11 protein-coding genes are annotated in these 21,287 nt (G+C 56.5%); 6 read left to right on the forward strand and 5 right to left on the reverse strand.

Features of this window, described 5'->3' with window-relative positions; translation table 11 throughout:
• Together OSO_RS0139320 and OSO_RS0139325 are read left to right on the forward strand one after the other, a co-directional pair.
• Positions 1-1,839, forward strand: coding sequence for an ABC transporter permease (locus tag OSO_RS0139320; RefSeq protein ID WP_010588195.1), 1,839 nt, complete (start codon positions 1-3; stop codon positions 1,837-1,839).
• Positions 1,829-5,299, forward strand: coding sequence for a PD-(D/E)XK nuclease family protein (locus OSO_RS0139325; RefSeq protein ID WP_010588196.1), 3,471 nt, complete (start codon positions 1,829-1,831; stop codon positions 5,297-5,299). The genes OSO_RS0139320 and OSO_RS0139325 overlap by 11 nt, the downstream gene beginning before the upstream one ends.
• A gap of 44 nt (positions 5,300-5,343) precedes the next feature.
• On the opposite strand, the gene OSO_RS0139330 is transcribed toward OSO_RS0139325, so the two are convergent.
• Together OSO_RS0139330 and OSO_RS0139335 are read right to left on the reverse strand one after the other, a co-directional pair.
• Positions 5,344-6,153, reverse strand: coding sequence for a hypothetical protein (locus tag OSO_RS0139330; protein ID WP_157606189.1), 810 nt, complete (start codon positions 6,151-6,153; stop codon positions 5,344-5,346).
• A gap of 113 nt (positions 6,154-6,266) precedes the next feature.
• Positions 6,267-7,157: a peptidylprolyl isomerase gene (locus OSO_RS0139335; RefSeq protein ID WP_010588198.1), complete on the reverse strand. Its 891-nt coding sequence runs from the start codon at positions 7,155-7,157 to the stop codon at positions 6,267-6,269.
• 356 nt (positions 7,158-7,513) lie between these two features.
• On the opposite strand from OSO_RS0139335, the gene OSO_RS46900 reads away from it, so the two are divergent.
• Together OSO_RS46900 and OSO_RS0139350 are read left to right on the forward strand one after the other, a co-directional pair.
• Positions 7,514-8,050: a hypothetical protein gene (locus tag OSO_RS46900; protein ID WP_010588199.1), complete on the forward strand. Its 537-nt coding sequence runs from the start codon at positions 7,514-7,516 to the stop codon at positions 8,048-8,050.
• 419 nt (positions 8,051-8,469) lie between these two features.
• Entirely contained in the window at positions 8,470-9,285 is an 816-nt protein-coding gene (locus tag OSO_RS0139350) for a sensor histidine kinase (RefSeq protein ID WP_010588200.1), read from the forward strand.
• Positions 9,286-9,389: 104 nt separating this feature from the next.
• Here the strand turns inward: OSO_RS0139350 and OSO_RS0139355 are convergent, their stop codons facing one another.
• Complete coding sequence (locus tag OSO_RS0139355) at positions 9,390-13,907, reverse strand: BamB-related PQQ repeat family beta-propellar protein (RefSeq protein WP_010588201.1); 4,518 nt, start codon at positions 13,905-13,907, stop codon at positions 9,390-9,392.
• Positions 13,908-14,178: 271 nt separating this feature from the next.
• Here OSO_RS0139355 and OSO_RS0139360 point away from each other — a divergent pair, with 271 nt between their 5' ends.
• Together OSO_RS0139360 and OSO_RS49210 are read left to right on the forward strand one after the other, a co-directional pair.
• Complete coding sequence (locus OSO_RS0139360; protein ID WP_040593989.1) at positions 14,179-16,602, forward strand: ATP-binding protein; 2,424 nt, start codon at positions 14,179-14,181, stop codon at positions 16,600-16,602.
• A gap of 247 nt (positions 16,603-16,849) precedes the next feature.
• Positions 16,850-18,685, forward strand: coding sequence for a POT family MFS transporter (locus tag OSO_RS49210; protein WP_010588203.1), 1,836 nt, complete (start codon positions 16,850-16,852; stop codon positions 18,683-18,685).
• On the opposite strand, the gene asnB is transcribed toward OSO_RS49210, so the two are convergent.
• Both asnB and OSO_RS0139375 read right to left on the reverse strand, forming a co-directional pair.
• Positions 18,661-20,688, reverse strand: coding sequence for an asparagine synthase (glutamine-hydrolyzing) (asnB, locus tag OSO_RS46910; RefSeq protein WP_010588204.1), 2,028 nt, complete (start codon positions 20,686-20,688; stop codon positions 18,661-18,663). The two genes, OSO_RS49210 and asnB, sit on opposite strands and share 25 nt — an antisense overlap.
• Before the next feature lie 124 nt (positions 20,689-20,812).
• Entirely contained in the window at positions 20,813-21,283 is a 471-nt protein-coding gene (locus OSO_RS0139375) for a hypothetical protein (protein ID WP_010588205.1), read from the reverse strand.
• Between the last annotated feature and the right edge of the window lie 4 nt (positions 21,284-21,287).

The following is a 21,287-nucleotide window of genomic DNA, read 5'->3' on the forward strand; positions in this document are numbered from 1 at the left end:
ATGGTCTGGTTCACGTCGGGCTTCTCTTGGCTGTCATTGCCACTGCTCTCGAAAGATCTGATCGAGCAATCGAACCAGCGTCGGACTTACGTCTATCGTGCATTGTTTGCACTCGCCCTGTACGGCGGTGGTTTGTGGATTTATTTCCACTTTCTGTCGGAAGGGATTTCACAACTGGGGCATGGCACCGTCGTGCTGACGCGGCTGCTGTGGTTTCAGGTCGGGGTGACGGTGACCATCGTTCCGCTCCTCGCATCGGGGGCTCTGGCGGGAGAAAAAGAGCGTGAAACGCTGGACCTGCTGCTGACAACGAAACTGTCACCGCAAACAATTGTGATCGAAAAATTCGGGGCGCATTTTATCTCGATTGCTTCGTTGCAATTGTTGGCACTACCTCTGATGGCACTTGCGTATGCCATGGGTGGTGTTGATCTCGTGGACGTGCTCGATGCAATCGTCAAACTGATGTGCATGGCCGAGATCTCGGTGGCGTGGGCCATTATTTGCTCGAGCTGGGCGTATACGACAAACGGTGCCTTGCTGGGCTATCTGTCGCTTGCCCCTTTATGGATCATGCTGTTGATCCCTGCCGGGCCGCTCCAGCAGACAATCCTGCCGATTTTCGCACTCTATGGATGCGCGTTGCTGACGACCGGCTTAATTCTCGGTGCACAGCTTTTAGAAAAATTCAACGAGCCTCGTGAAGCACCCGAAGATCCTGAAGGTGAACCGGACGAAGTCGTCGTCACCGTGAATCTTCGGAAGCTCTCATCATACTACCCCATCTTTTTTCAAATCTTTGTGATGGTGATGTCGGTCGTCGTTACGAGGTCTCCACGCCTTGGACCGGTGTTGATGTTGTGTTGCACAACAGTTTGCACGCTGTTTTTGCTGGTCAGGGCCGGCCCGGCGATTTTGATGGTTCGGATGCGTCGTCCGGGAGAGCGACATCGTTCAGAGGTGTTGCTCGCCGTAGAAGCGGCCGTTGATGAAGTGAATTCTCTCACGCTCACGGGTACGACGCTCGGTCGAGCCGTACAGACTGTCTCCGGCGAACGACCTGTTGAATGGCGTGAACTACATCGTTTGATTTACAGAGTCCGAACCTTGCTGTGGTGCGTCATCTTCATCATGTCGGTTCTGGGTCTGATCATCTATTGGGGGCTGGCATCCGGCGCGTCCCGGGATGATTTCGAGTTGATGTGGTCCACTGTGGAAATCATTCTATGGGGCTCCGCGGTGGGATCATTGTCCTTCTATGCGGCGAACCTGTTTCCCACCGAGCGCGCTCAACAAACCCTCGACGTGTTGCTAGTGACACCGCTCTCGTCCAAAGAGATCGTCGATCAAAAGCTAGCCGGTGCCCGTCGAATGATTCTGGCTTGGAGCTTTCCGCTGATCGGAATGTGGCTAGTGCGAGTCGGTCTTTTGAACCGGTCATTGCTGCGTGCCACACCTGTAACGTCGATTCCGTGGTGGATGGTGATGTTCACTGGCAGCGTGGGAATTGTCCTGCTTCCCAGGTTGATTACCTGGCTTGGAGTGTACTGCGGTTTGCGGGCCTCTTCGCGTTCGGTGGCATTGATTTCGACGATCAGCGTCGTGTCAGCGATCTTCCTGGCACCCTGGCTGCTGGTGGTGGTTCAGCAATCCGGATGGCTGTGGCTCTGTCCGCTTGTTCCCTTCTCGCCGGAACTTTGGTCTGCGTCGTTCGGTGCCGATTCGTCGTGGGGGGCACTGAGTCTGCGGCTGGTGACGAGTCTCGTATTGCTTTGCGGTCTGAGATTTGCCGTCTATCGGCAGTTTTCAAGGTTGGTCGGTCGGCTGGATGCCTCCTGAGTCCGCGACGGCGATCGGGGGCTACCGACAAGGATCACTGCGAACTACAATCGCGCGCATGTCACAGGTCACGATTGTTACCGGATGTGCGGGGTCAGGCAAAACCGAGCGGTTGCTTGCGGGTTATTGTGCCGCGCTCAGGCAGGCCCGGGTGGATCGAAAGCCAGGTACAGCCTTATGGCTGGCGCCGACTCGGCGGATTCAGAGCGAGATTGCACGTCGCGCTGTGATCTCGGATGGGGCCGCTTGTTTTGCTATCAATGTGCTAACGTTCGATCTGTTTGCTGAGAAAATCCTGCACGCCGTGGGAAGTCCCGAGACACCGATTTCTCCGGTGATGAAACGGTTGATCCTGCGTCGCATTGCCCGCTCGTTGCGAGAACGCGGCGAGCTGCGGCATTTCGAACCGATTGCCGAGACAACGGGTTTCCTTGATGTCGTTTCCAGCTTTATCAGCGAGCTAAAACGGGAAGAAATCTGGCCCGCGGACTTTGTCGAAGCGTGCCGGGAACGCAAGTCGGCGTTCGCACGTCGCGATCTGGAATTAGGATTGATCTATGACGAGTATCAGCGGCATCTCGAAGAACAATGCTGGTATGACAATGAAGGTCGATTCTGGCTGGCACGAGACAAAATCGAAAAGAACAGCCGCGACCCGTTCAAGCAGGTTCGCTTTCTGGCCGTCGATGGGTTTACAGATTTTACGCAGACCCAGTATGAGATTCTGGGCCACTTGGCCGGTTGGATTGATCAGATCCTGCTTTCCGTTCCGGACGAGCAACCCACATCTCGTGCCGACCTGTTTACCAAGCCGCACGCGGCGATTGACCGAATTCGCGAGCAGATACCCGATGGTGTCAAATTCGAGATTGAACGGTTGAATGCAGGATCGACATCGGCGGTTACAGAGACCCAACCGGAGATTCGCAGGAACTGGTCAGCATCCATTCGCGTCTTGGCCGATCGATTGTTTTCCAACCCGCGGTTTGGCACGCCATCACCAGAGACTGCCGGGTTAGAAGTGATTGAGGCAACCGGCCAGAATGGCGAGTGGGAAGCGGTCGCGGCGCGAATCAAAACGATGCTGGCGGGCGGAGAGAAGAATGGGCCAGGCGTCGCGCGGGATCGATCGACTGCGTCGCTGGTTCGACCTCAAGAGATTGTGATCGGGTTGCGGTCGATCTCTGACGACGGGCCGCGACTGCGCGATTATCTGACTGCGGCCGGCCTGCCCGTCTGGTGCGAAGCGGAGCTTCCCTTTACGTCCAGTTCCATCGTCAAAGCGGTCTCGTCGCTCTTGCAGCTCGAACTGGAAGACTGGCCATTCGAACGGTTGATGGGCGTATTGGATTCGACCTTCTTTCAACCTGGCTGGCCTGAATTGAGAAACGGCCTGGCCGTTCGCGCCGTTGCGGCGTCACTGCGGCATTTGCAACTGCACACCGGGCGTGACCTGATCCTGCGGGTGCTTGGTCGCTCGCTTGCCGATCCTGAACCAGAGGCCGAAAATGCGGTCTCGCGCCATGCGACGACCTTGCGTCTGGCCGCAGGTCTCTTGCAGAGATTTCATCGTTCGTGTGAGCGACTTCGACGTTCGCACACGCTTGCCGACTGGACCGACGTGCTGGCCGCGGTGGTTGACGAACTGGGACTGAATCAGCCCGTGGCAGGACTTGACGAGGCCCTGCAGGCGAACGAATCGCGTGACCTGGATCTGCTTCAGCGGATCTTGCGAACTGCGGCCGAGGCGGATCAAAAGCTGGCGGGGACGAGCCGCCCGAAGAAATTGACGCTTGCCGAGTTTCAAGCCGAGTTTCGAGATTTGCTGAGTCACGAAAAGCTGAAGGCTCCTCCAGAGCCGAATGGATGCATCCGGATTCTGAGTGTGGAACAGATTCGAAACCTGGATGTGCCGCACCTATTCTTGATGGGGCTGACTGAGAATAGCTTTCCGAAAAGTCGATCCGACGATTGTCTGTTCAGCGAGACCGAGCGGCAGGACTTCATTTCTCGCGGTGTCGCGCTCAGGCATCGGTCAGGTCATCACTCTGAGGAAATGTTCCTCTTTTACAGCGTGGTGGCTCGGGCACGTCGCAGTCTGACGCTCAGCTATCCCGCCGTGAATTCCAAGGGCCAGCCCGTCTTTTCAAGTCCGTATGTCACCGCGCTGAAGTCGCTATTCGTGCCGGGAATGGTGGCGACGTCGAAAGAAGGACAACTTGATCCGGTGCCCCTGCCGGAACGCGTGTTGACACAGACGGATCTGCGGCTGGCGGCGATGGTCGAAGGGCTTCAGGGCCGGGCGGGATTGTTTCGTTCGGCGATGGAACTCGATTCGTTGAGACAAACATGCTGGAACACGCTGGCTGCGTGTGATGTCGCCGATCATCGATTCCATCACCAAGGCTTTACGGCGTACGAGGGACGACTGGAGTCCGGACAAAACCTGCAGCACCTGCAACAGCGATTTGGCGCGCACCATCAGTTCAGCGCGACGGAGCTGGAAGCGTACGCTCGCTGTCCCTTCCAGTTTTGGGTTTCGAACGTTTTGAGAATTGGCGCGGTTGAATCACCTGAAGAGGGAACTGACCATGCGGGCCGCGGCAACCTGTTGCATGAGGTCTTGGCTCGATTGCTGACCGAAGGGGCGTTCGAAGATCCAGGTGGACTACCGGCGCGATTTCGAGAACTGGTTGAAGAACAGCTTGGTCGCAAGTTTCCGGAAACCGAGTTGCAGCGAGCCTTACTGGAGATCGAGCAACTGATTCTGCAGGATTGGTCGCTGGCGTTCGCACGGCAGCACGTCACCTATCAACAAGAGACGAGCGAACTATTGAAGGAGGTTCGTTCGCTCGACCCCGAAATCGCGTTTGGAAATCTGCCAGACGCGCCGATGACCGCTGACGTGGTGGCTCCTCCGATCGAGTTTGGATCGGACGAGAACATTGTCAAACTGCGTGGCCGCATCGATCGTATCGATGTTGGGGCGTTCGAGGGGCGACCCGCCTATGTCGTCGTCGACTACAAGACGGGACAGCGACCAACGTTTCGTGATCAGGATCTGGTGACGGGCCGTTCGATGCAGCTGGCGCTGTATCTTCTCGTGATCAAGCGGCTGGGACTTGTCGCCGACGATGCGGTTCCGCTGCAGATGGGATACTGGGCGCTGCGGGATTCCGGCTTCAAGGCAGTGCTGTCAACAAAGAAGTTGAGGACGCTGTCTCCGGATAAAATTCAGCGGATGGAAGCGATCTTGGACCATCTGCTGCCTGAACTTGCCGGCGAGATTCGCCAGGGACGTTTTGTCGTTGAGAACTCGGATCTGAATTGCACCGGCCGCTGTGCGTATCGGACCGTTTGCCGCGTCAATCAATTGCGACCGTTGGCGGAATCATTGAGAAAACTTTCTCCGCCACGAGTTGACCCGACCGGAGCCGATGGTGGCACGGATGACGAATGAATCCCCCAATGTTTTAGGACTCGTCGCAGTCATACCGATGATGATCAAGGCTCGTTCAGTTCGCTTCTCGCGTCGGTTCCTGTTTCCTGAGCCAGCATTTCGGTGGTCACTTCGGTGACAGGCTTGAAGGTGTCCCGCGGGGCCAGATCGTCTTTGACGGAACGAATCAGCTTTGAGGTCCAGCGGGCGACGCCAAATGGAATCTCGGTGCTTTTCCAGACGGTCGATTCTTGGACCGTGCGACTATTCGGACGCTCGATCGTAATCTCACCCTTCCACTGATCGGCCTTGATCGCTCCGACACCCACTTCTGGATCAACCGCTTCCGCGATCTTCTCAAGTTCGCGATAGTAGCCCACCAAAATTCCCAACGGATATAGCTGCAATGCCTGTTCCGTTAAGACTTTCGGGGATTCTTTTCCGACTTTGCGATAGCCTTTGATCATGGGAAGGAAGCTGACAGGAACTCCTTCCGCATCGACATTGTCGTTGATCACCGCCACTTCTGGGATCAACACTTTGTAGATCTCCAGGCCGGTCAGACCTGTATCGATCTTTCCATCACGGACGCGTCCGCGTTCCACCTTAATCTCGATCCAGCGGCAGTCGGTTTGCTCCCCATGGTATTCCGCCGACTCTTTCCCGACGGATTTGATCGTCACATGTTCTTTCCAGGGGTCGATTTCGACCTTGCCTGCGGCGGTTTCCGGCCGGATCTCAATCTGTGAGTAGGTTCCTTCGTAGCGGACCCACGACCCGTCTTCGGGGATTTGGCATACGATTCCTTGTGCCGAGACCACGCTGCCAACCAGTCCGGCGATTCCCGCGAGGATCATTGTGAGACGTCGCCGCATGGAACAAACCCTTTCAAAGACGGAACATAAACGCACTGACTTCAGTCTGTCATAGACTTTGGGGGCTGACAAGGCAGAAATTCCCGCGATCCCCAGTTCATTCAACTCGACAATTACTTCTGTCCGATCTTCGCGGTCGCGCGCTCGTCGGCGACGGTCGCTTTCCACAAATCCTGTGAAAGTCGGTCGAAAATGATGGGACGAACGTCTTCGAGGCTGAGATCGCCTGGATGGCGCTCAGTGACCTGGATCAAATGCATCCCGAACGGAGACTGGATCGGTTCGCTCAACTCTCCGACCTTCAGATCGAATGCGGCTTTCGATACCGTTGGCGGCAGTTTTCCCCGCCAGCCGAACAAGCCGATATCACCACCCTGCACTTTGGTTGGGGCCTCGGAATGCTGTTTGGCGGCATCTGCGAAGGAGATCGTCTTGTCCAAGATCTGGCGTCGAAGATCGGCGAGTGCCTGCGTTTTTGTCGCAACGTCTGAATCAGTTGGTGGTTTCGGCAATTTCAAGAAGATTTGGCTGCCACGCAGTTGTGTTCCGTCGAACTCCTGATGGTGGTCGTTGAAATACTCCTTGAACTGTTCGGGCGTTACGGTGCGGCGGACATAGGCCCGCCAGGCCGACGGAAGTTCCAACTCGTTTTTCAGTCGAGTTTTGGTGTAGCCGATCTTGGGAAGAAACGTCTTGGGGTCTTCGCCACGTTTGCGGACAAGCTCTTCGGCACGTGCGATTTGCTCTTGAACTTCTGCCGATACCGGGTCGATCTTCTTTGAAGACAAGAACTTACGGATCAGTTGTCGCTCGATAAGCTGTTCAATGAGTTTGGGTTGTTCGTGAATCTTCTGATCGTCGGTCATTCCCAGCTGCATCGCGGCGAAGTCGAGGTCCCCTTTGGTGATAGGGGTGCCGTTGACGCTTACAATCACCGTTGCAGCAGGATCGGCCGAGAAGAACGCGAGTAGGGTGGCCAGCAAGGTCCACTGCAAAACAGCCATGATGACTCCTTCATTCGAGCATGCTTTCGTATGGCGGCAAAGCATAACGGAGCCGGCGATGAGAACGAAGATCGACCGTAGGTTCGATTCGAGCGTAAGGGGCAGGATCTATCGACGCGGCGGCTTCATGGATCGCTTCAAAACGGAAAAACGAAATTGACGAACCGCTGAACTCGCGACGAGCAGGTTCGTGAGCCAGTAGGCGAGGCTCGCGAACCTGTCAGAACAGGGTGGATATGCCAATAGTTCACGCTGCGAAGAAAATCACTATGATTGCCGCGCGTGAACGGATTCGTCCTCGTTCGAATTCGGGGATTCCGAGAGTGTGATTTTTAATCATTGAAGGAATATGTGAAATGGTTCGGATCAATTTGATCGTGGCATTGGCGCTGGGACTGATTGGCGGCGCCATTGGCTGCGATAACTCGAAGCAGTTCAAGTCCGTGCAGGAAGTGAAGCAAGCCAACCCTTTGGCTGATCATGACCATGGCGCAAAGGGACCGCACGGGGGTGGGATTGTCGAATTGGGCGAAGAAGAATACCACGGCGAGATCGTGGTTGACCACGACAGCCACAGCCTGACCGTGTATGTCCTGGGTAAGGACGCCAAGACGGCTGAGCCCATCACCTCGACCGAAGTGACCGTGACACCCGAAGGCAAAGACGCGTTGACGCTGAAAGCGGTGCCACAACAAGGTGATGGAGAAGGAAAGTCGTCAAAGTTCGTGCTGGAAGATGATCAACTCGTCCATGCCTTGATGGACGCAGGCTTTGTGCACGGTGATTTGAGAATCACGATCGGCGACAAGCCCTATCTTGGTCACATCGATTACCACCTGGATGGCGGTCACGATCATCACGACCACGACGAAAAGCCGGCCGAGAAGAAGTAGAACGGAAAAGCAATACGCGAAGTCACTGTGTGATGTGTCTCTTCGACTTCGCTTTACCGTAAGTCTGTGACAGCAACCCGAGGCGACTTCGATCCGCAGATCCGCTGATTGTTCGTTGGAACAGTGCGAACCGGCAGGATCTGCAGTTTTGGGTTGACTGCGATAATTCGCAGGTCCGGAAAACGTTTCCCAGCCCGCCCGCGTGCCGCATCTGTGGCACGCGGAAGCGGCCTGGAGTTGTCCCTCGCCTCCGACCGTTGGACGCCGCTTGAGCGTGCAGTCACGGCGGGCAGCCTACCGATACTCGACAAGCACGGATATCAGAGCTCGGCCAATACCTCTGATGCGGCGTTCGTGATGTCGTGATCGGATCGAAAACGTCCAGCTCGACGGGTTGCTCATTCAAGGCGGTATGCGGCATGAAAGCCACGATTTCTGAATTTGACGAACTGCCAACGGCGGCACGAGTTGCCGAGCTTCAGCAGCAGATTCAATCGCTTCAGCAGCAACTGTTGCAGGCGCAGAAAATGAGTTCGATTGGGGTATTGGCCTCGTCGATCACTCATGAATTCAACAATATCCTGATGACCGTCATCAATTACGCAAAAATGGGCGTTCGGCACAAAGATCCTGCCACGCGTGATAAGGCGTTCGACAAGATTCTGGCGGCTGGCCATCGGGCCTCGAAAATCACGACGGGGATGCTTTCGTACGCGCGGCAACAGAGCGACCGACGCGAAGCGATGGATTTGGTGCCGCTCGTCGAAGATGTCCTGGTCCTGGTCGAAAAAGACTTGCAGCGCTATCGCATCCGCTTGACGACTCAGTTTGATGTTCATCCGTACGCGGCAGTGAACTCGGGTCAGGTGCAGCAGGTCTTGCTGAATCTGGTGATCAATGCGCGGCAGGCGATGGAGAATGGCGGCAACCTGACTGTGACTGTGCGATCGAATCAGGAACAAGGCCAGGCCGAAATCAGCATCCGCGACACGGGCAGCGGAATCGCCCCGGACAAATTGCGAAAGATCTTCGATCCGTTCTTCACCACGAAGACGGTGGATGAGCAGGGGCAAGGCGGTACGGGACTAGGATTGTCGCTGGCCCGTGACGTGATGGAATCACACGGCGGTCGAATCCGCGTCGAGAGCGCGGTCGGCAGCGGAACCACCTTCACGCTGAAGTTCCCTCAGGTGGCGTCGCCCGTCAAACCGCAGGCAAAGCAGGCGGTTGGTTAGTGTCAGCGCCACTCTTTACTGACTAATTCGAGTGGATCGTGCGCGGCCTCATTGGCCCGCTCGCGGCAAGTTCATCAACGAGTCACTTCAGGTTTGGTGTTCCGTCACTTGTCGGCGTCAGGAAAAGACAGTTCCAAGTTCCAGTCCAGAAAATCGACGACAAGTTTTTGTTCGTCGATTTTTGGAATGAACTGGGCGCTGCGGAAGTTGGGTGATGTTGTTTCTTGTGACTCGTACACGAGCCGCCCTGTCCGTTTGTCGAGGATCATCACCGAGCCGCGTGGCATGTGTCCGAATCGGCGCAGCACGTCGTTCTCGGAATGTCGTGCTGCGAGTACCAGCACCGGCAGGTAAGCCGGCTGCGTGAAATCATAGGCCAGTTGCTCGATTGGTACAGACCAGACGATCTTGCCTTCAGTCGCATCAATCGCGCAGGCGATTCCATCCACGGTAAACGCGTTTTCGGACGCTGCCGCGAAATCGAGTGTGCTTACGGTGCGTTTCTCGGTTCTTCTCGAAGGCTGCCCCGCGATGACGATGTATCGTCCGCCCGATGCCTGGGCCGCCATCACACCCCCTGCTCCGTGAAGGCGATTCACAGGAAGTTTGGACGTCAGTCGGGTTTGTCCGGTGTCGAAGTCGATGACGTGGAACGTGCCCGATGGTTCGAGCGTCGCGATCAAATTGCGATTAAACAAGTTGAACAGCGTTCCCGCTGCGAACTGATTTTGCCAGAGAATTTTGTCGCCATCGAAATCACGCATTTCGAGCACCAACTGATCGGTGCCCTCGGTTCGCTTGCTTAACCGTCGTGTATCGCGAAAACAAATCGGATCTTCATCGGGTGTCCCCTTATGGTGTTGCAGCAGGTATCCATCGAGCGGACGCAGCAACAGCGCATCGCGCGTCGAAGTGTGAAGTGTCAGCACGCGGTCGACGGTTCCATCGGATCGGGCATACTGCGGCCCCGTACGTGTCCATAAGACCTGGCCCGTTTCGATGTCGACCGCGAACAGAGTTTTATCGAGTTGATAAAAGACGGCCTCGTCAGAAAGCCCGAGTAGAACGCCGACAGCGCCGCGGAAGTCGAGGATCGATTGCGATCGTCGACCATTCGGGAACAGGCGATATTTGTCTTGCGACATTTCGAAACCACGGCGATCCGTTGAGGTGGTCGAGTGCAATGACCTTTCGAGCAACAATTGTGGCGAGTTGAGTGACTCGGGAAACTCGACCACGACCAGCGAGAAGCCCGATGCGATCGCCATTCGCCGATCACGGATATGAATCTGAGTTCCCAGCCCGCGAGCGAGATCGGGAGAGCTTGGTAATTGGAATGGCCAGACGCTGTGTAGCGATGGATCACGTGCTGTCAGCACGGAGTTGATTGGATCAAACTCGAACGTCCAATTGAGGAAATGGCGTCCGACGTGAGTGACGACGTCCACCTGCGAACCCATGGCGTTGACGCGGTTTCGAGTTCGCTCGACATCCATCGTGCCCGCGGGCCATTCTGCGGGAACTGGTTTTGCCTGTTGCACCTCGTCACGTGCCAGCCATTCGGCACTCAGTTCTTGCCCCGTCTTCCCATCCAGACAGACCTCGTTCGGGAATGTCAAAGCCAGTTGTTCAATCCATGGCAGAGCTTCGCGAGGTGATCCGCTGGTCATGGCACTGAGGGCGAGTCGTGCCGTGGCCGCGGCCGCGACGGCTGTGGTCTGGCATCGAGCGAGACGTTCCAGCAATCGCGAACGAACGATCCGTTCCGGCAGGGGATCGTTCGATTCGGCCAGACTTAAGAGCAAGGTATCGGCGGCGGGATGTCCGAGCGTCATTGTGACGAACCGAGCGAGCCGGTCGTCAGACTTCGGGACACTCGTGGCAAGCTCAAATTCCTTTGCCACGATCTGAACGAGTTTTTCGCGTGTCGACATGTTTGCGGCTTCGTACATCGTCAACATTTGTGAACGAATATACTGCCACAGCATGACACTGTGGTCTGGAGCCACCGAGACCATCTCGTCGCGAAATTCAGCGACATCAGCCAGTCGGAAGAGTTGTTTCATCGCTTCGACGTAGTCGCCGCTGTCTTTCAGAGCGCTCGCATACAGCCGGAGGAATTCGACGCGTTGTCGTGGCTCGTCCGTCAGTGTTTCCAGTTCCGGTGCGGCGGTCAGCAGGCGTGCAGGATCTTTTTTCATCACATTCAGCAGCGTGCCCGCCAAAACGCGTTTCACTCTCGATTCGGGTTGTTGCCGGACTGATTCTCGCAGATCCTGAATTGCCGCCTCGTCATCGCCATGGTGCAGTCGCATTTCACCTCGAAGGGCGAGAGCTTCGGCATCTTTCGGATTGGCCGCCAACTGGGTGGCAATCCGATGTTCGATTTCTTCGAGTGGTCGGAAACCAATGACTTCATGGATGCCTGCCGAGACCAATGACCCGTGCGCGACGGCCAGGTTGCCGGGGACTCGACCTTCAGGCAAGCGCGATCGGCCGAGCAAGCGGCCCCGCTTCAGATCGATCGATGCAATTTCACCGGTGGAGAGCGGCAGGAGGTAACGCGAACCCATATGTACGCCGCGACCGCTGGGCTCGGGAATTTCGAGCGGTTGAGTCCACTGTTCTGCCCCATCTGTCAACGAGTATGCCAACACACTCGATTTGCTGACGACGACGACCGAGCCTTCGTAAACACAGGCCAGATACAGACCTTGTTGTCGTGGTCGCTTCCAGATCAACGTCCCGTCGATGGCATCCACACAATGCAGCTCGGCAGAATCCCGCGGCGTCATCAACAACCGCCCCTGAGCCAGCACGGGAGCTCCGTCGTTCCAGCGCTCTTCCTCGTCAAGCAGCATCACGTTGACGTCAAACACATCGGGCAAGTGGCGGCTGCGGTGCATTGCATATGTGTATCCCCAGCGTAATTGATGCTGTCGCAGATCGTAGGCGACGACTGAGCCACATCCGGTTGGGCAGATCATCAGATTGTCAGAGATCACGGGAATGAGTCCCGCCTGACGACTTGAAATGGCGATCCAGTCGTTGACCGCGATCAATGTCTGTGACCATTCAAGCTCGATCGACTTTTCGTTCGGGGCCAGCGCGAGCAGGCGCAGTTCGTCTTTTACTTCTGCGAGACAATAAAGGCGGCCATCCCACGGAAGCGGAGGGCCGAGAAAGAAGATTCCAGACAGTTCGATCGGTGGAGTTCCGCGAACCCCTCCGGCTTCCCAGACCAGGCGACCACCATCGAGTTCGTACGCGACCAATTTATTCGTTGGATCGATCGCGTTGGGAGCTCCGTTGATCGGCCGAACGCGCGGCCGCAATGGATTGAACTGCGTATCCACTTCTTCGATGGCGTAGACGTATCGACCATCACTGGTCAGTGAGCCAGTCAGATGGTCGCGGAACAGTTTCTGTCGCAGGTATCCAGGAAACGTCAATGGCGACGACTGATTCGTGCCATCGATTTCGGCGGCTGAGCTTTGAAACAGCCAGGTCAACATGCCGTCTGTGACCGATGAACGCCAGAGTAACTCACCGGTACGCAGGCTGACCGCGGTCACATCATTCAAAGTGCGATAAACAACGCGGTCGCCGACGACCAGAGGCATCGAGGCCGGCAGCGCCAGACGGTTATCGTCGATCAGAAGGCGCTCAATTTTCCGGGACAACAGATCGAAGGCCGTGCGATGCGCCTGGTTTGCGGCGTCTTCCAGGCGAAAACGGTTGTACTCCAGTGGTGAAATGGTCCAGGAACCGCCCCCAGCAGGATACGCGGCGGTTGCGGATTCATTTCCGGTCGGACCGCCACGGGGCAACATCCACTGGGATTCGGTCAGCTCGAGTTGCGTCGGAGCCAGGCCGAAATGTGTCGCCAGCCATGCTGTAGCCTCGCGTTCATTCTGCAGAACCGGAACTTGTTTCCCTCCAAAATGCCAGGCTGATGGCAAATCCAGTTCGACGAGTTGTTTGAGTGCTGCCAAGCAACGCGTAGGTTGACCCGCCAGATGCCAGGCAAACGCGGCGCGCAGGATGAGTGGTCCCGAGACATCGCCCTGGGCCGACGGATGATGCTGCATCGCCTCGCACAGAATCGCCGCTTCGAGCGGCTGATTCAGGTCAAAGGCACGGGCTGACAGAATCTGCATCGCTTCAAAGCCGGCCGCCGTCATCATGTAGCGGCTGGCAACCATGGCGATTGTCTCGAAATCGTTTTTCGGCACCGCTTCATTCAAGATCGCGCGTGCGGTTGTCCCGAAATGAAGTTCGTATGCGGCGCGACCGGTGGCCGGAAGGCCGGCGAGGATGCGATGAGTTTGTCCTTTCACGCCGGCTGGCACGTCGTCTTTGGACCGGAAATCTTCGAGCCGAAAGAAATCTTCAGGGTAGTCGAGAATTGATTGCAGCCGCGTGACCGCCTGCACGTATTGGCGATCTTTGATCAACTGTTGCGCGTCGATTTTGGCTTGCTGTACGGTCCGATCGATCCTGGCGGTGACCCGTTTCGAATCTTCCGTGGTAAATCGATCTCGTACGAATTGCGCGCTGGCGGTCAGTCCTGAACTGATGAACGCACAGCACAAAATTCCCGCAAACCACTCGCAACGCATCCTCGTTCTCCTCGTGGCCCAGCCACTCTGTGCTGACAGGTTCACGAGCATCGCCTGCAGGCTCGGTGGCCTGCTCGCAGCGAGTTCTTCAACGCGTCAATTCAGGTTTGAAGCGACACTAGAACGAACCCTCAACCTTTGAGATGATACTCGAAGATCAAGAGGTTTGCTGCGACGAAACCGTTCAAGATTCCGATGAACAGACATTGTGTGCGAAACTCGTGTCCGTTCGTCGATGCAGATCATTCCCCGTTTTCCTGAGGACTTTGCGATGCAAGACTACGAAAAGCTGGGTGTCTTTTATCTGGGCAAGACCTATGACATGGAGTCGCGACAGATTCAGGATGATTTGCTGCTTTACGATGCGAAAGATCTGACGACCCATGCGGTCTGTGTGGGGATGACCGGCAGCGGAAAAACGGGTCTGTGTCTTTCGCTGCTGGAAGAAGCGGCCATCGACGGCATTCCAGCCATCTGCATCGATCCGAAGGGCGATCTGGGAAATCTGCTGCTCGCATTTCCGAATCTGCAACCCTCTGATTTTCGTCCGTGGATTGATCCAGCCGACGCGACTCGTGCCGGGCTGTCGCCGGATGATTATTCGGTCAAGATGGCGAAAGTCTGGAAAGACGGATTGGCCGCATGGGGGCAGCCACCCGAGCGGATCAAGCGTTATCGCGATGCCGTCGATATCTCGATTTACACACCGGCCAGCAATGCCGGACTGCCGCTGACGGTTCTGAAATCGTTTTCCGCACCGCCCGCCGCGATCATCGAGAACAGCGAATCGATGCGCGAACGCGTTGCTTCGGCCGCATCAGGTCTGTTGGCGCTGCTTGGAAACAATGCGGACCCTCTGCAAAGCAAAGAACATATCCTGCTTTCGACGATTCTCGATCGGTCGTGGCGCGAAGGAAAAGATGTCGATCTGGGCGGGTTGATTCGGCTGATTCAGAAGCCAAATTTTGATCGAGTCGGTGTCGTCGATTTGGAGAGTTTCTACCCTTCCAAAGAGCGATTTGCATTTGCGATGACGCTGAACAACCTGATCGCGTCCCCAGGATTTCAGGCGTGGATGGAAGGCGAATCGCTTGATATTCAGCGGCTGATGTACACGCCCGAAGGGAAGCCTCGCCTGACAATCATCTCGATTGCGCATCTGAGTGACAGCGAGCGAATGTTCTTTGTCACGATTCTCTTGAACGAAGTCGTGACGTGGATGCGGGCCCAGTCGGGGACGTCCAGCCTGCGGGCCATTCTGTATATGGACGAGATTTTCGGCTACTTCCCGCCGACCGCGAACCCGCCATCGAAGACACCGATGCTGACACTTTTGAAGCAGGCCCGTGCGTTTGGAGTCGGGATCGTCCTGGCGACGCAGAACCCAGTCGATCTGGACTACAAAGGGCTTTCGAACGCGGGAACCTGGTTCCTGGGCCGGCTGCAGACAGAACGTGACAAGGCGCGGGTGCTGGAGGGGCTGGAAGGCGCGTCGGCCGCGGCGGGCGCGAAGTTCGATCGCGGCAAAATGGAAAAGATTCTGGCGGGGTTAGGAAACCGAGTCTTTCTGATGAACAACGTTCACGAAGATCACCCGGTTGTCTTTCAAAGTCGCTGGGCGTTGTCGTTCCTGCGTGGGCCCGTCAATCGCGACGAGATTGCCAGACTGATGGCTGATAAGAAGGCGATGCTACCCGCCGCCTCCAAGCCTGCGACGGCCCTGTTGGGCGGGTCATCGGGAGGTGGCACGCATCCGGTGCTGCCCCCCGGCATTGAAGAATCGTTCGTGGTACGCCAAAGCAGTCTGCTGGGCGATGTCAAATTGACGTACCGTCCAGGACTCCTGGCTTCGACGCGCGTGCGGTTTGTGCAGGCGACCGCGGGAATTGATTCCTTGCAAGACATGAGTGTCTTCCTGCCCGCGGTTGATAAGGTGTCCCCGACGATGTTCGATGATGCGACGATCAGCACCGAGGCCGAGCCCGAACAGCAGGCACAGCCCGATAGTGAAGGAAGCTTTGCCAGCCTGCCTGGGGAACTGAGTCGCGCCAAGACCTATACCGAATTGCAGGCGGCACTCAAGGATCACGTCTACAAGACCGAAAAGTTGACGCTTTGGAAATGCGCCGAACTGAAGCAGACGTCGAATCCCGGCGAGTCCGAAGGCGACTTTCGTGTCCGGATTGCACACGCAGTCAAAGAGCAACGCGATCAAGCCGTTGAAAAACTGCGTGCCAAGTACGGGCCAAAACTTGCAACGATCCAGGAACAGCTTCGCAAGGCGATGCAGAAGGTTGAGAAGGAAAAGCTGGATGCCCGGAATCAAACGACGCAGGTATTGGTGACGGTTGGTACGTCGATTCTGGGAGCCGTGTTTGGCCGCAAGACGATCTCGGCGACGAACATGGGCAAGATTGCGACAGGGGTCCGCGCTGCGGGGCGGATGGAAGCTGGCAAGCAGGATGTGACACTTGCCGAGGAATCTGTGGAGGCGATTCAGGCCCGGTACGACGCCTTGAACAAGCAGTTCTCGGACGAGGCAACGGCGCTCTTGGACGGTGCCGTGCCCGAGAATCTGAGGCTGGACGAAGTGACCATCGCACCGAAGAAAACGGATGTGACGATCAACAAGTTCGTCTTGTGTTGGACACCCTGGATCGTGGATGCGAAAGGGAACGCGCAGCAGGCCTGGTAGGAGTGATCGAGCCGACGACGATGCGGATCGTGGTTTTCCGTCGTTGCCTCGTTACTAAGCGGGAGGGGACGTTGAAATAACGGGGGCTGGCTCCGCAAGGTGCCTGTCCACGTTATTTCAACATGTCATCACACTCGCTTCGGGCAGGCTTACCGTCAACCGAACTCTCGCTCGTACGCTGTGGCCGATTCGTCTATTCTGCAGTTCGCTTCGCACATCGAATTCACTTCAGGGCAGAGGGTTACGCATGTCGGATCAGGCCGCGGATCATGCACAAAAGCCACTGACATGGCGTGAGATGCCTTCGGGGATCCCTTACATCGTCGGCAATGAAGCGGCCGAACGATTCAGTTTCTACGGAATGAAGGCGATCCTGTTCGTCTACATGACGAAGTATCTGGTGAATGCGATGGGCCAGCCCGACCCCCTGTCGTCGGAACAGGCGCGGGCGGCCGTGCATTGGTTTGTGGCCTCGGCATACTTCTTTCCACTGGCCGGGGCCATCCTTTCCGATTGGCTACTGGGGAAATACCGGACAATTTTCTGGTTGTCGCTCGTGTACTGTCTCGGGCACCTGGCACTGGCGGCGATTCCCGGAAGGGCTGGTTTGCTCGCGGGACTGACGCTGATCGCGATCGGTTCGGGGGGAATTAAGCCCTGCGTCTCGGCCCATGTCGGCGACCAGTTCACCGAGAAAAATCGAGACCTGCTGCCGCGGGTTTACAGTTGGTTCTACTTTTCGATCAACCTGGGGGCCTTCGTGTCATCGATGCTCACCCCAGTCCTTTTGGAAGAATTTGGACCACATTGGGGCCCTCACATTGCGTTCGGTCTGCCCGGTCTGTTGATGTTGCTTGCGACGTTTGTCTTCTGGCTGGGCCGTAAGAAATTTGTTCACGTCAAACCGGCCGGCTTTTCGTTTATTCGCGAGACCTTCAGTCTTGACGGTCTCAAGGCGCTCAGCGGTTTGATTCCACTCTACTTGTTCGTCGCGATCTTCTGGTGCCTGTACGATCAGACCGCGTCGGCGTGGGTCGAGCAGGCCGATTCGATGGATCGACGCTGGCTGGGCATCAATTGGCTGTCCAGCCAGATTCAGGCGATCAACCCGATCATGGTCCTGGTCCTGATTCCCACCTGTACCTATCTCGTCTATCCCGCAATCAATGCTCTGTTCTCTTTGACGGCACTGCGTAAGGTTGCGATCGGATTCCTGCTTGCGGTGATCTCCTTCGGTATCAGTGCCACGATTGAATCCGAGATCACCGGTGGCCGGCTGATCCGAAACGCCGACATCGAACCTGCGAAAGACGACACCTCGAAGTTGAAATCCCACGAGTTGATTGCCCAGCTCAGAGAACTTCGTGCGTGGAGTGTGGGTTCGGTCAGTTGGCAGCTCGACGAACCCGGTGCATCCGATGGAGACTCGTCGTCCGGTGGAGTTGGCGTTCCGGTCACGCTGCGTGTGGAAGTGGGTTCCACCCCCAAGGGGCCCTGGACCGAGAAAGCCACAGCGGATTTTGCAGCGAATGCATCTGCACCATATCTCGTCAAACTTCTCGAACCGGCCTGTGCGAAGTATGTGCGGCTCGTGGTTACCACGTCGTCAGCGGACAGCGACGCTCCAACGATCGATTGGAGAAAACCTCAATTGCTACGCGTGCTGGCCGACGAATCCGCTCCACCTTATGACGCTCATCCTCACGCCGCCCAGGTCTGGCCCGATCTGACGGCGGTGGGATATCGGCCCAACATTGTGTGGCAACTGGCTGCCTATTTCTTTCTGACGCTGGCCGAGATCTTTGTTTCGATCACCTGCTTGGAATTCTCGTATACGCAGGCACCCAACAAAATGAAATCGCTGGTGATGTCGTTGTACATGCTGTCGGTCGCACTGGGAAATACGCTCACCGCTGTCGTGAACGAGTACATTCCAAACGCGGACGGAACCAGCAAGCTGCCTGGTGCGAGTTACTATTGGTTCTTCACGGGGTTGATGCTGGCCGCTTCCGTTGGCTTTCTGGTCGTCGTCGCAACCTACCGCGAAAAGGCCTATCTTCAGTCTGCAGCTGATCGGGAATGAAGCGGCCGGTCGTACTCTGCGAGCCAGGCTTGAAACATCAGGACATCCCACAAGTGATATTGCCAGTTGGCTTGTCCCTTCAAATGTTCTGACCACTTTTGTCGGATTGGCGCCGGGTTCAAGAAGCCTTCACGCTTGAGCCGCGACTCGTCCAGCAGATCTTCGGCCCAATCGCGCAGCGGGCCTCGCAACCAGGAATCGATCGGTACACCAAACCCTGTCTTTGGCCGTTCGAACAGCTCACGCGGAACATACCTGGCAAGCAGGTCCCGCAGGATGCGTTTGCCCTGACCGTTGTGAACTTTGAATTCCTGTGGCAACGTCCAGGCAAATTCCACCACGCGATGATCAAGCAGCGGCGTACGCGCTTCGAGCGAAACACCCATGCTCGCCCGGTCAACTTTCGTCAGGATGTCGCCAGGCAAATAGTTCAACGTGTCGTACATCTGCCAGATCTCTTGATACTGGCTCGGCATGGTTACGGTTTGATCCAGCCAACGCGACAGGTCGGTCGCCAATGCCTTCGTATCGGAAATTGGTACGCCTAGTGCCTCGGCATCTTCTGTCTGCCAGTGCGACAAATTCCTCAAATAGCGATAGTGCGGACCCGCATCGTCGAACAATGCCGCGGCCATCGCGAGCTTTTTGGAAGCTGATCCAACGGGCCATTTGGAAGCGCGCTCCATCAACGTTTGCGCCAGGTGCCGTAAAGGGCTGGGCATTGCCCTGGAGACGGCGGCGATGCGAGACACCAGTCCGCCCGTTGATCCATTGCCATGGTTCGTTTGATTCCGGAAGAATCCCTCCAGCGGCTCAAAGTACCGTCGATAGCCGCAGAACAACTCATCACCGCCGTCTCCGGACAAGGCGACGGTCACGCGTTGACGTGCGAGCTGGCTCACCAGATAGGTTGGAATCTGAGAGGAATCCGCAAACGGTTCGTCGAACAGTTTAGGCAGCAGCGGAATGACATCGCGTGCCTGCTGAGCCGTCACGTAAAGTTCGGTGTGTTCGGTCTTCAGATGTTTGGCAACACGCTCGGCAAAAGGAGCTTCATTGTAAGACTCTTCCTCGAATCCGATGGTGAATGTTTTGACTGGACGCGATGACTGCTTCTGCATCAAAGCGACCACCAGCGACGAATCAATCCCACCTGACAGAAACGCCCCCAGCGGGACATCGGCCAGCATGCGACTGCCGACGGCGTCGGTAAGCAACTCGTCCAGCTGATCGATCGCCTGTTCGTACGTGCCTCGGAACGGATTGCCCAGATTCGATTTGATGATCGGCCGCAGACTCCAGAACCGTTTGACATCGGCGAATCGACGCCCCGACCAAAACTGACTGTCGCCCAATGAAATCGTTGTCAGCGTACCCGGTTGTGTGCACACGACGCCGTTATAGATCGACCCTGTGGGTAGGTAGGAGTGTTTCAGAAACTCGCCCACCATCTGACGATCAATGGTGGCGTTGAATGCCGAATGAGCTCGCAAGGTTTTGGTCTCGGACCCGAACAAGACCAACGATCCCGAGTGCCAGAAATAGAGCGGCTTCTTTCCCAGTCGATCGCGACCAAGTGTCAGCGTCTGCTCTTTTGTGTCCCAAACCGCAAAGGCGAACATGCCGATGCAGCGCTGGATCGTCGCTGCGATCCCCCATTGGGCAAAACTTTCCACCAGCGTTTCTGTGTCCGAGTGACCTCGAAAAGAATGGCCCTTGGAGATCAGTTCGTTGCGGAGTTCACCATGATTATAGATCTCACCGTTGTAGGCGATCACAAACCGGCCGCACGAAGAGGTCATCGGCTGATGCCCGGCTTCCGAGAGATCGACGATACTCAGACGTTTGAACCCCAATGCGATCCCCACCGACGGATCGCACCAGACGCCCGTGTCATCAGGACCACGGTGATGAATTGTCTCGGCCATCGCGCTGACGACGGCGCGCATCTGATCGGCCGTCTGGTCTTGTGCCGCGTTAAGAAATCCGGTCAGACCACACATGAATCAGCCAAAACTCGAGATCAAGAAGAACGTGGGTTGAGATGTCATCATCAAAATGAAGTGACATGGATTGCGATCGATGTTTCAAAGGAAACGTGCGAACATCGTATGGGGCTCTCGTCGGTTACACCATCGGCACGGGTTCGAATTGAGCCACCAGTTTCACCAATGCGTCCTTGGGATTCATGTTGAACAATGCTTTGCCGCCCGTGCCCCACGACCCCTGATTAAAGTGGAATACGGCCACCGCGTCGCGAACGGTGGTTACTGCGGCGACATCTTCCATGTCACCCCCTTCGATCGCTTCGAAGCGGACGTTGATCCCCACAAACGCGGTCAGTAGGCCCGAATTCTTGTCTCGAGCGAACGTCGTCTCATCAAACCACTCACAGTCCAACCATCGCAATCCACGAGGTTTCCCGAGCGACTGCGCGAGATCGAAGAATTTGGCTTCCAGGATCTCGCGTCGTTTGTGAAACAGGCGAATCGCGCGTCGCGCTTCCCCGCGCTGCCACCATGCTGCGAGCGGGATCGCCGTGAATGCGATGACCAGCAACATTGTGACAACAAGTCCAATCCCCCAGACCCAGATCATGATG

This window comes from Schlesneria paludicola DSM 18645, from assembly GCF_000255655.1.
Taxonomy (GTDB): Bacteria; Planctomycetota; Planctomycetia; order Planctomycetales; family Planctomycetaceae; genus Schlesneria; species Schlesneria paludicola.